We start from the raw sequence: 12,467 nt of genomic DNA on the forward strand, positions 1-12,467 counted from the left end.
GCAGGTGGCATTGATCAGTGCAGGGCCTCTTCGGCCTTCTGGATCGCGGCGAATTCTTCCTCCGGTGTCCCGGCGACCAGGTGGTGCCGGCTGTAGAACGCAAAGTAGGCAATCAGTACGCCATAGATGATTGCCGCGCCAACCACCACCCGCGGATCAACCAGGAAGCCGGCGACCACGGCGATGCAGGCCAGCACCAGCGCTACGCCTGAGGTGAAGATCCCGCCCGGCGTACGGTATGGGCGCTCCATTTTCGGGCGTTTGATCCGCAGGGTTATGTGCGCGGCCATCATCAGTACATAAGACAGCGTAGCGCCGAACACCGCAACCAGGATCAGCAGGTCGCCCTGGCCGGTCAGCGACAGACCGAAACCGATGATCCCGGGGATCACCAGGGCCAGTACCGGTGCCTTGCTCTTGTTGGTTTCCGAGAGTTTGCGCGGCAGGTAGCCGGCACGCGACAAGGCGAAGATCTGCCGCGAGTAGGCGTAGATGATCGAGAAGAAGCTGGCGATCAGGCCGGCCAGGCCCACCAGGTTGACGAAGCCGCCCATCCAGGTTGAACCGCCATAGGCTTTGGCCAGTGCTTCGACCAGCGGGTTGCCCGAGCTTTTCAGGGCTTCGGCACCGGCGCCGCCAGGCCCGACCACGAGGATCAGCAGGGCGAAGGCCAGCAGCACCAACATGGCGCCGATCAGGCCGCGAGGCAGGTCACGCTTGGGATTCTTGGTTTCTTCGGCGGCCAGCGGCACGCCTTCGACCGCGAGGAAGAACCAGATTGCATAGGGGATCGCCGCCCACACCCCGACATAACCGAACGGCAGGAAGCTGCTGGCGCCAACGGCATCGGTCTGGGCGATGTCGAACAGGTTGTTGACATCGAAGTGCGGCACCATGGCCACCAGGAACACGCCCAGGGCAATGGCTGCCACGGCGGTGATGATGAACATCAGCTTCAGTGCTTCACCCACGCCGAAGATGTGGATGCCGATAAAGATGATGTAGAAGGCCAGGTAGATCATCCAGCCGCCGATACCGAACAGCGACTGGCAATAGGCGCCGATGAACACGGCAATCGCTGCCGGGGCGATGGCGTATTCGATCAGGATCGCGGTGCCGGTCAGGAACCCGCCCCAGGGCCCGAACGCGCTGCGGGCAAAGCCGTAGCCGCCGCCGGCGGTGGGGATCATCGAGGACAGCTCGGCCAGCGAGAAGCACATGCACAGGTACATGGTGGCCATCAGCAAGGTGGCCAGGAACATGCCGCCCCAGCCGCCTTGGGCCAGGCCAAAGTTCCAGCCGGCATAGTCGCCGGAAATCACATAGGCAACGCCCAGGCCGACCAGCAGCACCCAGCCTGCCGCGCCTTTTTTCAGTTCACGTTGTTGGAAATAGTCGGTGCCGACTTTTTCGAAGTCGACAGAGGAGCCGGCCGGCGCGCTGCCGGTGTGATCGCTTGGCATAGGGTTCACCTGTTTTTTTTATCGTTCCCGGCGGATGCCGGTTCTCTGGTGATGGTCTTGCAGGAAGCGAGCCAGAGCGGTCCCGGACGGGGACCGCTCTGTTTGCGGGTTAGAAGAAGCCCAGCGGATTGATGTCGTAGCTGACCAGCAGGTTCTTGGTCTGCTGGTAGTGGTCGAGCATCATTTTGTGGGTTTCACGGCCGACGCCGGACTTTTTGTAACCACCGAACGCGGCGTGGGCCGGGTACAGGTGGTAGCAGTTGGTCCATACACGGCCCGCCTTGATACCGCGGCCCATGCGGTAGGCGCGGTTGATGTCGCGGGTCCAGACGCCAGCGCCGAGGCCGAATTCGGTGTCGTTGGCGATTGCCAGCGCCTCGGCTTCGTCCTTGAAGGTGGTGACGCTGACCACCGGGCCAAAGATCTCTTCCTGGAACACGCGCATCTCGTTGGTGCCCTTGAGCAGGGTCGGCTGGATGTAGTAACCGGTCGCCAGGCTGCCTTCGAGTTTTTCTACCTTGCCGCCGGTCAGCAGCTCGGCACCTTCTTTTTCGGCGATTTCCAGGTACGAGAGGATCTTGTCGAACTGCTGCTCGGAGGCCTGGGCGCCGACCATGGTGTCGGTATCCAGCGGATCGCCGCGCTTGATCTGCTTGATCTTCTTCATCACCTCTTGCATGAACGCCGGGTAGATCGACTCTTGCACCAGCGCCCGCGACGGGCAGGTGCATACTTCGCCCTGGTTGAAGAAGGCCAGCACCAGGCCCTCGGCGGCTTTCTCGATGAAGGCAGGCTCGGCCTGCATGATGTCTTCGAAGAAGATGTTCGGCGATTTGCCGCCCAGTTCCACGGTCGACGGGATGATGTTCTCGGCCGCACATTTCATGATGTGCGAGCCCACCGGGGTCGAGCCGGTGAAGGCGATCTTGGCGATGCGCTTGCTGGTGGCCAGGGCTTCACCGGCTTCGCGGCCATAGCCTTGGACCACGTTGAGTACGCCAGGTGGCAGCAGGTCGCCGATCACTTCCAGCAGCACGCTGATGCCCAACGGGGTCTGTTCGGCCGGCTTGAGTACCACGCAGTTACCGGCCGCCAGGGCTGGCGCGAGTTTCCACGCGGCCATCAGGATCGGGAAGTTCCACGGGATGATCTGCCCGACCACGCCCAGCGGCTCATGCAGGTGGTAGGCCACGGTGTTGCCGTCGATTTCTGCTGCGCCGCCTTCCTGGGCGCGCAGGCAGCCGGCGAAGTAGCGGAAGTGGTCGGCGGCCAGCGGGATGTCGGCGTTGAGGGTTTCGCGGATGGCCTTGCCGTTGTCCCAGGTCTCGGTGATGGCCAGCAGCTCGAGGTTCTGTTCGATGCGGTCGGCGATTTTCAGCAGGACCAGCGAGCGCGCCTGGGCCGAGGTCGTGCCCCAGGCGTCAGCGGCGGCATGGGCAGCGTCCAGGGCCTTTTCAACGTCTTCGGCAGTGGAGCGCGGGAATTCGGCAATCAGTTGGCCGTTCACTGGCGAGGTGTTTTCGAAGTATTGCCCTTTGACTGGAGCTACAAACTCGCCACCGATGTAGTTCCCATAACGGCTCTTGAAGGAAACCTTGGCGCCTTCGGTACCGGGATGTGCGTAACGCATGGTGTGTCTCCTGGCTATTGTGCTTGTTGGGGAGGATATGAAGCATAGAGCAAGGCTTGGGCCAGTGTTGCCAGGGTCATGAAAATCAAGGGGTTGCGGGGTTTTGTCAGGCAAGGGAAGGTGGCTGTGTGGCAGCGCCGGTACAGCATGGGTGACACTTTGTACCGTTAATGGCACAGGCTGTGACCCAACGGTCAAGCCAGCATTGCAATGCGCGGGCGGGTGGAGGATGCTGGGCCTATCTCGTCTGCGGAGAACAATAAAAAAGTGCAGAACAATCATCTCAGCCGGCACGCCCGGCAAGTACTCACGGTGACCCAGGGCAAGGCACAGATGCAGGGGCCGGGCAGCGATCCGTCGATTGCCCGTTCATGGCTGCGCTGTCTTGAGGATTACCATCTGGACCCGGCCTTGAGTGTGGCGCCGACCGTGCTGGAGCATGGTCGCGTGCTGGAGAGTCGTGAGCGCCTGCAGCAGGTGCTGCAGATTGCCGGCAGTGAAATGAACAGCCTGCACCAGCAATTGTCCGGAGCAGGGCACGCGGTGCTGCTGACCGATGCCCGCGGGGTGATCCTCAATTGTGTCACTGCATCCACTGAGCGGCGTATCTTCGAGCGCGCCGGGCTGTGGTTGGGCGCCGACTGGAGCGAGGCCTGTGAGGGCACCAACGGTATCGGCACTTGCCTGGTCGAGCGTCAGGCACTGACCATCCATCAGGACGAACATTTCCGTGGCCGCCACACTGGCCTTACGTGCTCGGCCAGTCCGGTGTTCGATCCGCACGGCGAGCTGCTGGCGGTGCTCGATGTCTCTTCGGCTCGCCCGGATGTATCGCGCCAGAGTCAGTTCCACACCATGGCCCTGGTGAACCTCTCGGCGAAGATGATCGAGAGTTGTTATTTCCTGCGTTATTTCGAGAACCAGTGGCTGCTGCGCTTTCACTTGCAGGCCGAATCGGTCGGCCTGTTCAGCGAAGGGTTGCTGGCCTTTGATGGCGAGGGGCGGATCAGTGCGGTCAATCAGAGCGCATTGAACCTGCTCGGTACCATTCGTGGCGGCGTGTTAGGCAAGCCGGTGGAGATGTTCTTCGACTGTGCCCTGGATGAGTTGTTCAGCCGCGCCACGGCACAGGCCAGCACCAGTTGGCCGCTGCGCACCCGCGATGGCCGTTTGTTGTTCGCCAGCCTGCGTGGCCAGGCTCGTGCGCCAGTGCAACCTTCGTTGCCAGCGCCGGCACCGGCGGCCAAGGTGGAAAAAGGTGGGGCGATCTGCCTGCTCGATCCGCTACTACAGAATGAATTTCGTCGTGCCGTGCGCGTGTTCGAACGCGACGTTCCCTTGTTGATCAATGGTGAGACCGGCAGCGGCAAGGAGGCCTTCGCCAAAGCCGTGCACCAGGCCAGCCAGCGCCGCGACCGTGCTTTTGTCGCCTTGAACTGCGCCTCCATTCCGGAAAGTCTGATCGAGAGCGAGCTGTTCGGTTACCGCGGTGGCAGCTTCACCGGTGCGCGCAAGGAGGGCATGCGCGGCAAGCTGCAGCAGGCCGACGGCGGTACCTTGTTGCTGGATGAGATCGGTGACATGCCCCTGGCCCTGCAGACCCGCCTGCTGCGGGTGCTGGAAGATCGCATGGTGGTGCCGATCGGCGGCGAGCCGCAGGCCGTCAACGTGCGCATTATCAGCGCCACGCACCGTAACCTGCTGGAGCGGGTAGAGGATGGCAGTTTTCGCGAAGATCTGTATTACCGCCTGAACGGTCTGGAAGTTGAACTACCGGCCTTGCGTGAGCGCAGTGACAAGTCCCAGTTGCTCGATTTTATCCTCGCCGAAGAGGCGGGCGGTCAAGCGGTCAGCCTCGAGCCTGCTGCCCGGCGGGCCTTGCTTGAGTTTGCTTGGCCGGGCAACGTGCGCCAGCTGCGCAACGTTCTGCGCACGCTGGTGGCGCTGTGCGAAGGCGGTCGCATCGAGTTTTCCGAGTTGCCGGCTGTGGTGCGCCACACGCCGACGCCAATCAAGCCTGCCGTGGCTGTGGATGACCCCGCTCCGCCGCTGGACAGCGCCGAGCGCAACACCTTGCTCAGCGTGCTCGAACAGCAACGCTGGCACATGACCCATGTGGCGGCGCAGTTGGGGGTCAGCCGCAATACCTTATATCGAAAACTTCGCAAACACGGTATCGCCCGTAGCCTTTGAGCGAAACACAGGATGCGAATTCCTGCGCCCTGGGCTACCCTGCCTCGACGTTTTGCGAGGTCGATAATGCACATTCACATTCTTGGTATCTGCGGCACTTTCATGGGTTCTCTGGCAGTGCTGGCCAAAGAGCTCGGGCACCAGGTCACCGGCTCCGACGCCAATGTCTATCCGCCCATGAGCACCCAGCTTGAGGCCCAGGGCATCGAACTGACCCAGGGTTATGACGCCGCCCAGCTGGACCCTGCGCCCGACCTGGTGGTGATCGGCAACGCCCTGTCGCGGGGTAACCCGGCGGTTGAGTACGTCCTCAACAAGGGCTTGCCCTATGTATCGGGCCCGCAGTGGTTGGCTGATCACGTCCTGCAAGGACGCTGGGTGCTGGCGGTGGCCGGTACCCACGGCAAAACCACCACCAGTAGCATGCTGGCCTGGGTGCTGGAGCATGCTGGCATGAGCCCGGGCTTCCTGATCGGTGGTGTGCCGCAGAACTTCTCGGTGTCGGCACGCCTGGGCGGCACGCCGTTCTTCGTGGTCGAGGCCGATGAATATGACAGCGCCTTCTTCGACAAGCGCTCGAAGTTCGTTCACTACCGTCCGCGCACCGCGATCCTCAACAACCTTGAGTTCGATCACGCAGATATCTTCCCTGACCTGGCAGCCATCGAGCGGCAGTTCCACCACTTGGTGCGGACTATCCCCAGTGAGGGCCTGGTGATTCATCCGACTACAGAGCCAGCCCTGGAACGAGTAATCAAAATGGGTTGCTGGACCCCGGTGCAGACCACAGGCGTTGGTGGGCAGTGGCAGGTCAAACTGCTCAGCGCCGACGGCTCGCGCTTTGAAGTCAGCTTCGAAGGCGAAACCCAGGGCGTGGTCGAGTGGGAGCTGACCGGTCAGCACAACGTGGCTAACGCCTTGGCTACCCTGGCCGCCGCTCGCCATGTCGGCGTGGTGCCAGCGATGGGTATTGCTGCGCTGAGTGCGTTCAAGAGCGTCAAGCGGCGTATGGAGAAAGTCGCAGAAGTGCAGGGTGTCACTATCTATGACGACTTTGCCCACCACCCCACGGCTATCGCCACCACCCTCGACGGCCTGCGCAAGCGCATCGGCGATGCACCGCTGATCGCAGTGATCGAGCCGCGCTCCAACTCGATGAAGCTGGGTGCCCACCGCGATGGCTTGCCAGAAAGCGTCAACGACGCTGATCAGGTGATCTGGTACGCACCGCCTAACCTCGGTTGGGATCTGGCGGCCACCGCTGCCGAATGCAAGGTACCTGCCGTGGTCGCTGACAGCCTTGAGGCAATCATTGAGCGGGTCAAGAGCCAGGCCAAGCCCGGCACCCAGGTGGTGATCATGAGCAATGGCGGCTTTGGCGGGCTGCACGGCAAGCTGGCCGAGGCGTTGAAATGAGCGGGCCGGATCGCATCACCCTGGCGATGACCGGGGCTTCGGGGGCGCAGTATGGTCTGCGCCTGCTCGACTGCCTGGTGCGCGAGGACCGCGAGGTGCATTTCCTGATCTCCAAGGCGGCGCAATTGGTGATGTCGACCGAGACCGATGTGGCGCTTCCGGCCAAGCCTCAGACGATACAGGCCTTTCTGACCGAGTACACCGGCGCTGCCGCCGGGCAGATCCGCGTGTATGGCAAGGAAGACTGGATGTCCCCGGTGGCTTCCGGGTCTGGCGCACCAGCGGCCATGGTAGTGGTGCCGTGCTCTACGGGCACCCTGTCGGCAATTGCCAGCGGTGCCTGTAACAACCTGATCGAACGTGCTGCCGATGTGACCCTCAAGGAGCGTCGGCAACTGATCCTGGTGCCGCGTGAGGCGCCGCTCTCCACCATTCATCTGGAGAACATGCTCAAGTTGTCGAACATGGGCGCTGTGATCCTGCCGGCGGCACCGGGGTTCTACCATCAGCCGCAGACCATTGACGACCTGATCGACTTCGTCGTCGCCAGGATTCTCAATCTGCTGAATATTCCCCAGGACATGCTGCCGCGTTGGGGCGAGCATCATTTCGGCGCGGATGAATGAAACGACTGCTTGGTGTGGCCCTGCTGGGTTTGCTGGTTAGCGGTTGCGCCACGGTGCGCACGCTCGATGCAGCCAAGCCGGGTGCACCGCTGGTCTACAGCGGGACGCGTCTGGATCTGTACGCTTTGCAGGGTGGTTGCTGTGCCATGGACCGTTTCGGCGCCGAGGCCCCGCATTACCCGGGGCTGGATCTGCCGGGTAGCGCTTTGCTTGATACCCTGTTACTACCCTTGTCGGTGTTGACGGCATTGGGGGTGGGGTTTCAGGCTACTGGCGGGTTGTAGCGGGCGACCTCAAAGCCACACGGGACCGTATGGGAGCGGATAAATCCGCTCCTGCCAGTCACCTAAAGCCCGCGATTACTTCCCGAGTCTACGCAACTCGTCGGACTCGACAATGCGAATCCCATCCTGCTCTTCCAGCGCCAGACGCCACAGCGCGCGGGCCAGTTGGCAGGCTTCGATCCCCCGGTACTTGCCGGGAATCAGCTTCGACAGGGGGCCGGCAAACCGTTCGGCCAGGCGCGGCTCCACCCGATCACCCAGCAGCAGAGAGGGACGGGCAATGGTCAGTTGCGGCCAATCCTGGGCCTTCAGGGCTGCTTCCATCTCGCCCTTAACCCGGTTGTAGAAAATCCGCGATCTGCGGTCGGCGCCCATAGCGCTGACCACCAGCAGATGGCGTGCGCCCATCTCCCGGGCACGCTTGCCGAAGGCCACGACCATGTCCAGGTCGACGGCGCGGAAGGCCGGTTCGGAGCCGGCCTGCTTGATGGTGGTGCCCAGACAGCAGAAGGCGATATCGACACGGCCTGCCAGCTGCGGCAGGAACAGCGCGGGATCGCCGACCGGGTTTTCCAGGTGCGGGTGTTCGGCCAATGGCCGGCGGGTAGGGGCCAATACTCGGCTGACCGTAGGCTCGTTGAGCAGCCGATCGAGTAGATGTTCACCGGTAAGACCGGTGGCTCCGGCAAGCAGGATGTGCTGAGGCGTCAAGTACATGATGTCTCTCCCTTGATACAGTCAGCTTAGTGGTTGCCGGCATTTTTTGCATGCCCTGTCGCGTTGCTCTGTAACGCTTTGCGTGCCTGTTGCTGACGCAGCCGCTGCCAGTGTGCCAATACCTCGCTGGGCGCCCAGATCTGCGGCTCGGAGGCATCGAAGCCTTCCGCTGCCTCACGCTCGGCAATGCTGGCTTTGGCCTGGTCGAAAGCCTGGCGCAAATCATCGGTCTGGTTCAGCGCCTGGGCGAACAGCGCGTCACCGAAATAGGTGAAGTCGGCCTCTTCAGAACAGCCAAAAGACACGCGGTCAGCGCGCGAGGCGGTCATGATGAGGGTCTTGTTGTCCTTGAGCGAGTCAATGTATCCCCCCGAGTAACAGGCCGAGATGACAATGACCTTGTCGCGGTCTTTTAGTGGCGCCAGGGAATTGGCAAGGGCATCGGCAGGCAGGTCGGCCAATTGCATGCGTGGCAGGTCCAGTACCAGTTCGTGTTCAGGGCTGCCATGGCTGGTCAGGTAGATGAACACCAGGTCTTCGGGGCCGGTACGCTCGGCCAGGGTGCGTGCGGCCCGGGCAAGGTTCTCGCGGGTTGCCAGCGGCCGGTCGGCCAAGTGGTCGCGGTGATTGACCAGACTGACCTGGCCCACGGCGCCAAAGCGGCTCTTGAGCAAGCTGCCGACATAATCGGCTTCGCGCAGAAACACGCTTTGCGTGCCGTCGCCGGCCAGGGCCAGGCTGTACAGTTCGATCTCTGGCGTCGATGGCACAACCTTGTTCAGTGCCTGTTCCAGCAGGCTTCCTTGGTTGAGCAAGGCCAGTTCCAGTGGGTCAGGCAACAGGCGGCCCTGCTCGTCGCGTACGCGCTGGCCGTTGACCCAGTAGCCAGCCTGGCTGCTGCCATCGGTCAAGGTCAGGCGACCCTGGCCCTGATAGGTATCGTTGTCGAATCCGCCGACATAGAGGCTGCCATCAGCCAGTTGCAGGCGACCCTTGCCGGAGAAGCGCCAATCCTGAAAGTTGCCCTTGTAGTGGCTTCCATCGGCACCGATCAGTTCACCCTTGCCATTGAGCGTGCCGTCCTTGAACTGGCCGATCCAGACATCGCCGTCGGCGCTTTCGTAGCGGCCGCGGCCTTCCAGGCGATTGTCACGAAAGGCGCCGATGTACTGGTCGCCTTCAGCGCTATTGAAGGTGCCGCTGCCTTCGAGCTGGCCGCTGACGAAGTGACCACTGAACTGGTTGCCGCTGGCGTCGCTGCGAATGCCCTCGCCATTGGGTTTGCCACGGGCAAACAGGCCCTGGTACTGGCTGCCGTCGGCCAGTTCCAGATGCCCTGCGCCATTGTATTGGTCGTCCTTGAATTGACCGCGATATAACAGGCCGTTTTCTTTCAGGGTGCCCTCGCCATCGCGACGGCCCAGCTTGAAGCTGCCGGTATAGCTGCTGCCCGGCGTTATCAGGGTGCCCAGACCATGGAACAGGCCCTGCTGGAACTGGCCACGGTAGACCTCGCCATTGCTGCCGTGCCACTCGCCCTGGCCGTGCCACTGGCCGCCCTGGAAGTTGCCGGCATACCAACTGCCGTTGGGGTAGTCGATGCGCCCTTCGCCTTGCAGCAGGCCATCGACTACCTGGCCGCGGAAGCGGCCGCCATCGGGCAGGCGGGCGTCAGGTGGAGACAGCGGTTCGCCATCGCCACAGGCGGCGAGCAGCAAGGTCAGGGCAAGAGGAACAAGTGGGCGCATGACGGGGTCCGGACGGGTAAGGCCCCGAGTATGCCGCACAATGTGCTGGCTGAAACAGCCGCAGGGGCTGTTTCAGTGCCGGGCCGCCTCAGACGAAGCAGAGTGTCAGAGGCTCGGCAATGTAGGCGGGCTTTTCCTGGCCTTCGATTTCCAGGGTGGCGGTGATCTTGAGCAGCCATTGGCCGGGCTTTTTCTCGGTGACTTCGCTCAGGTCGACCTTGAGCCGGACCTTGCTGTCGACCTTTACCGGCTGGATGAAGCGCACGCTATCCAGCCCATAGTTGACCACCATCTTCAGCCCTTCAGGCAGGACCAGGATGCCTTCCATGAGTTTTGGGATCAGCGACAGGGTGAGAAAGCCATGGGCAATGGTGCTGCCAAATGGCGTTTTTGCCGCCTTCACAGGGTCGACATGGATGAACTGAAAGTCGCCTGTGGCTTCGGCAAACAGGTTGATGCGGTCTTGATCGATGGTCAGCCATTCGGAACGTCCCAGTTCCTTACCAACGTACTGCGAAAGCTCTGCAACAGCTACATAGGGCATTGTGACTCTCCAGATTGTCTTTGGTTTTCTTATGACTTCGGCAGATTCGAAAGTCTAAGATCAGCACGCCTGCCCACAGCGGTCAAGTCGGCATGTTTTCGGCGAATATCAGGTTATAGGCGGGTCGTTAGCGTGCTTATAATGGCCGCCAGGCCCGAAGGAGATACTTATGCTGTTGCGTGGTTTGACCTGGCTGGTGCTGTTTCAATTGCTTGGGACGGCGATCAATCACTTGAGTGTGCCCATCTTGCCCGGGCCGATCATCGGCCTTTTGCTGCTGTTGGTGTTTCTCATGGTACGTGGTGAAGTGGGCGCACCGCTGAGCGAGGCGGCCAACAGTCTGTTGCGTTACCTGCCCTTGCTGCTGGTGCCACCGGCAGTGGGCGTGATGGTCTATGCCGCGGATATCGCCGCGGACTTCTGGGCCATCGTCGGTGCACTGGTGATCTCGGCCCTGATCACCCTGGCCTTTGTCGGGGTCTTGATGCAAAAGCTCATCGCCCGTCAGATCAAGCGCGAGGAGCAGCCATGAGCCTGGACTGGGGCGGCGCTCTGGACGCGGTCATTCACCATCCGCTGTTCGGTATCGGCATCACCCTGGGGGCGTACCAGCTGGTGCTGGCTGCCTACGAGAAGACCCGCTGGATTTTCCTCCAGCCGGTATTGGTGTCGATGCTGGTAGTCATTGGCGTACTGCTCGCCTGTGGCCTGACTTACAGCGAGTACCGCAAAAGTACCGAGATCATGAGTATCCTCCTGGGTCCGGCGACCGTGGCGCTGGCTGTGCCGCTTTATCTCAATCTGCGGCGGATTCGCCAGCTGTTCTGGCCGACCTTTACTACTCTGGTAATCGGAGGGGTAGTGGCAACGGGCGCCTGCCTGGTGCTGGGCTGGTGGTTTGGCGCCGAGCACATGATCCTGATGACCATGGCGCCTAAGTCGGTGACTTCGCCAATCGCCATGCTGGTGGCTGAGCAGATCGGTGGCGTGGCCGCCCTGGCGGCCGTGTTCGTGTTGATCACCGGGGTGATCGGCGCGATCTTCGGTCCCGGGCTGCTGTCGCGTTGTGGTGTACACAGCCCGGAAGCGCGGGGCATGGCCCTGGGCGTGACTGCCCACGCAGTGGGCACTTCAGTGGCGCTGCAGGAAAGTGATGAGTGCGGGGCCTTCGCGGCCCTGGCGATGAGCCTGATGGGGGTTGCCACGGCGGTGTTCCTGCCGCTGGCGGTCAGCCTGGTTGCTTGAGGAGTTGCAATGACGTTACCCCTGTTTCCGCTAAATACCGTGTTGTTTCCAGGTTGCTTCCTTGATTTGCAGATCTTCGAGGCGCGCTATCTCGACATGATCGGCCGCATCATGAAGCAGGGCGGCGGCTTCGGTGTGGTGTGCATTCTCGAAGGTCAGCAGGTTGGCAGCGCGCCAACGGGCTTTTCCCAGATAGGTTGCGAGGCAGTGATTCGTGACTTTCAACAGCAGGACAATGGGCTGCTCGGCATTCGTGTCGAGGGTACCCGGCGTTTTCGCGTCGGGCCTTTCGAGGTGCAGAAAGACCAACTGCTCGTCGCCGAGGTGTCCTGGTTGCCGGAACAGGGCGATGTGCCACTTGAGGATGACCATCACGACTTGCTGGCGCTGCTGCAAGCCCTGGGCGAGCATCCGATGGTCGAAGCCCTGGGCATGCCGGTGGCGGTCACAGGCCAGCAGGCACTGGCTAACCAGCTGGCCTACTTGTTGCCTTTTGTCGAAGAGGACAAGCTCGACCTGCTGGCCATCGATTCCCCGAAGCAACGCCTGGACGCCATCCAGGCATTGCTCGATCGGCTGCAGGGCGAGTTGCTCGCCTGAC

The 12,467-nt window shown here is 62.0% G+C and carries 12 protein-coding genes; 7 read left to right on the plus strand and 5 right to left on the minus strand.

All coding sequences use genetic code 11. The features are described 5' to 3' along the window. Positions 1–14: 14 nt before the first annotated feature. Both eat and exaC read right to left on the minus strand, forming a co-directional pair. A complete protein-coding gene (eat, locus tag ACRESH_RS10910; protein ID WP_431742002.1) occupies positions 15–1,463 on the minus strand; it encodes an ethanolamine permease in 1,449 nt (482 codons plus the stop codon). A gap of 109 nt (positions 1,464–1,572) precedes the next feature. Further along, positions 1,573–3,093 (minus strand): acetaldehyde dehydrogenase ExaC, encoded by a 1,521-nt coding sequence (exaC, locus tag ACRESH_RS10915; RefSeq protein WP_431742003.1) that lies wholly within the window; start codon positions 3,091–3,093, stop codon positions 1,573–1,575. Between the two features lie 267 nt (positions 3,094–3,360). On the opposite strand from exaC, the gene ACRESH_RS10920 reads away from it, so the two are divergent. The 4 genes from ACRESH_RS10920 (at position 3,361) to ACRESH_RS10935 (ending at position 7,612) form a co-directional block, all read left to right on the plus strand. Further along, positions 3,361–5,286, plus strand: a complete 1,926-nt coding sequence (locus ACRESH_RS10920; RefSeq protein ID WP_431742004.1) for a sigma-54-dependent Fis family transcriptional regulator — start codon at positions 3,361–3,363, stop codon at positions 5,284–5,286. Positions 5,287–5,352: 66 nt separating this feature from the next. Then, positions 5,353–6,702, plus strand: coding sequence for a UDP-N-acetylmuramate:L-alanyl-gamma-D-glutamyl-meso-diaminopimelate ligase (gene mpl, locus ACRESH_RS10925; protein ID WP_431742005.1), 1,350 nt, complete (start codon positions 5,353–5,355; stop codon positions 6,700–6,702). Further along, positions 6,699–7,328, plus strand: coding sequence for a flavin prenyltransferase UbiX (ubiX, locus tag ACRESH_RS10930; protein WP_431742006.1), 630 nt, complete (start codon positions 6,699–6,701; stop codon positions 7,326–7,328). Before mpl ends, ubiX begins: the two co-directional genes overlap by 4 nt. Beyond that, positions 7,325–7,612 carry a YceK/YidQ family lipoprotein gene (locus ACRESH_RS10935; RefSeq protein ID WP_431742007.1) on the plus strand — a complete coding sequence of 96 codons (288 nt, stop codon included), beginning with the start codon at positions 7,325–7,327 and terminating at the stop codon, positions 7,610–7,612. Before ubiX ends, ACRESH_RS10935 begins: the two co-directional genes overlap by 4 nt. A gap of 75 nt (positions 7,613–7,687) precedes the next feature. Here the strand turns inward: ACRESH_RS10935 and ACRESH_RS10940 are convergent, their stop codons facing one another. The 3 genes from ACRESH_RS10940 to ACRESH_RS10950 form a co-directional block, all read right to left on the minus strand. Further along, the gene (locus tag ACRESH_RS10940) at positions 7,688–8,329 is read right to left on the minus strand and encodes an oxidoreductase (RefSeq protein WP_431742008.1); all 642 of its coding nucleotides are present in this window, start codon (positions 8,327–8,329) and stop codon (positions 7,688–7,690) included. A 26-nt stretch (positions 8,330–8,355) separates the two neighbouring features. Further along, complete coding sequence (locus ACRESH_RS10945) at positions 8,356–10,077, minus strand: C13 family peptidase (protein ID WP_431742009.1); 1,722 nt, start codon at positions 10,075–10,077, stop codon at positions 8,356–8,358. Between the two features lie 88 nt (positions 10,078–10,165). Further along, on the minus strand, positions 10,166–10,621 hold the full coding sequence (locus tag ACRESH_RS10950) for a MaoC family dehydratase (RefSeq protein WP_431742010.1): 456 nt from the start codon (positions 10,619–10,621) through the stop codon (positions 10,166–10,168). 169 nt (positions 10,622–10,790) lie between these two features. Here ACRESH_RS10950 and ACRESH_RS10955 point away from each other — a divergent pair, with 169 nt between their 5' ends. Genes ACRESH_RS10955 through ACRESH_RS10965 form a run of 3 tightly spaced genes read left to right on the plus strand, consistent with a single transcriptional unit; the run spans position 10,791 to position 12,466 of the window. Next, the gene (locus ACRESH_RS10955; RefSeq protein ID WP_431742011.1) at positions 10,791–11,153 is read left to right on the plus strand and encodes a CidA/LrgA family protein; all 363 of its coding nucleotides are present in this window, start codon (positions 10,791–10,793) and stop codon (positions 11,151–11,153) included. 2 nt (positions 11,154–11,155) lie between these two features. Then, positions 11,156–11,866, plus strand: a complete 711-nt coding sequence (locus ACRESH_RS10960; protein WP_431742068.1) for an LrgB family protein — start codon at positions 11,156–11,158, stop codon at positions 11,864–11,866. 9 nt (positions 11,867–11,875) lie between these two features. Continuing rightward, positions 11,876–12,466, plus strand: a complete 591-nt coding sequence (locus ACRESH_RS10965) for an LON peptidase substrate-binding domain-containing protein (protein WP_431742012.1) — start codon at positions 11,876–11,878, stop codon at positions 12,464–12,466. Position 12,467: the final 1 nt, after the last annotated feature.

Origin of the sequence: Pseudomonas sp. (assembly GCF_050739775.1) — a bacterium.
Lineage (GTDB): Bacteria > Pseudomonadota > Gammaproteobacteria > Pseudomonadales > Pseudomonadaceae > Aquipseudomonas.

What these genes read in the sequence shown, in the direction of transcription:
- eat (WP_431742002.1), bottom strand. Translation starts at nt 1,463, where the DNA reads ATGCCAAGCGATCACACCGGCAGCGCGCCGGCCGGCTCCTCTGTCGAC.
- exaC (WP_431742003.1), bottom strand. Translation starts at nt 3,093, where the DNA reads ATGCGTTACGCACATCCCGGTACCGAAGGCGCCAAGGTTTCCTTCAAG.
- mpl (WP_431742005.1), top strand. Translation starts at nt 5,353, where the DNA reads ATGCACATTCACATTCTTGGTATCTGCGGCACTTTCATGGGTTCTCTG.
- ubiX (WP_431742006.1), top strand. Translation starts at nt 6,699, where the DNA reads ATGAGCGGGCCGGATCGCATCACCCTGGCGATGACCGGGGCTTCGGGG.
- ACRESH_RS10935 (WP_431742007.1), top strand. Translation starts at nt 7,325, where the DNA reads ATGAAACGACTGCTTGGTGTGGCCCTGCTGGGTTTGCTGGTTAGCGGT.
- ACRESH_RS10940 (WP_431742008.1), bottom strand. Translation starts at nt 8,329, where the DNA reads ATGTACTTGACGCCTCAGCACATCCTGCTTGCCGGAGCCACCGGTCTT.
- ACRESH_RS10945 (WP_431742009.1), bottom strand. Translation starts at nt 10,077, where the DNA reads ATGCGCCCACTTGTTCCTCTTGCCCTGACCTTGCTGCTCGCCGCCTGT.
- ACRESH_RS10950 (WP_431742010.1), bottom strand. Translation starts at nt 10,621, where the DNA reads ATGCCCTATGTAGCTGTTGCAGAGCTTTCGCAGTACGTTGGTAAGGAA.
- ACRESH_RS10955 (WP_431742011.1), top strand. Translation starts at nt 10,791, where the DNA reads ATGCTGTTGCGTGGTTTGACCTGGCTGGTGCTGTTTCAATTGCTTGGG.
- ACRESH_RS10965 (WP_431742012.1), top strand. Translation starts at nt 11,876, where the DNA reads ATGACGTTACCCCTGTTTCCGCTAAATACCGTGTTGTTTCCAGGTTGC.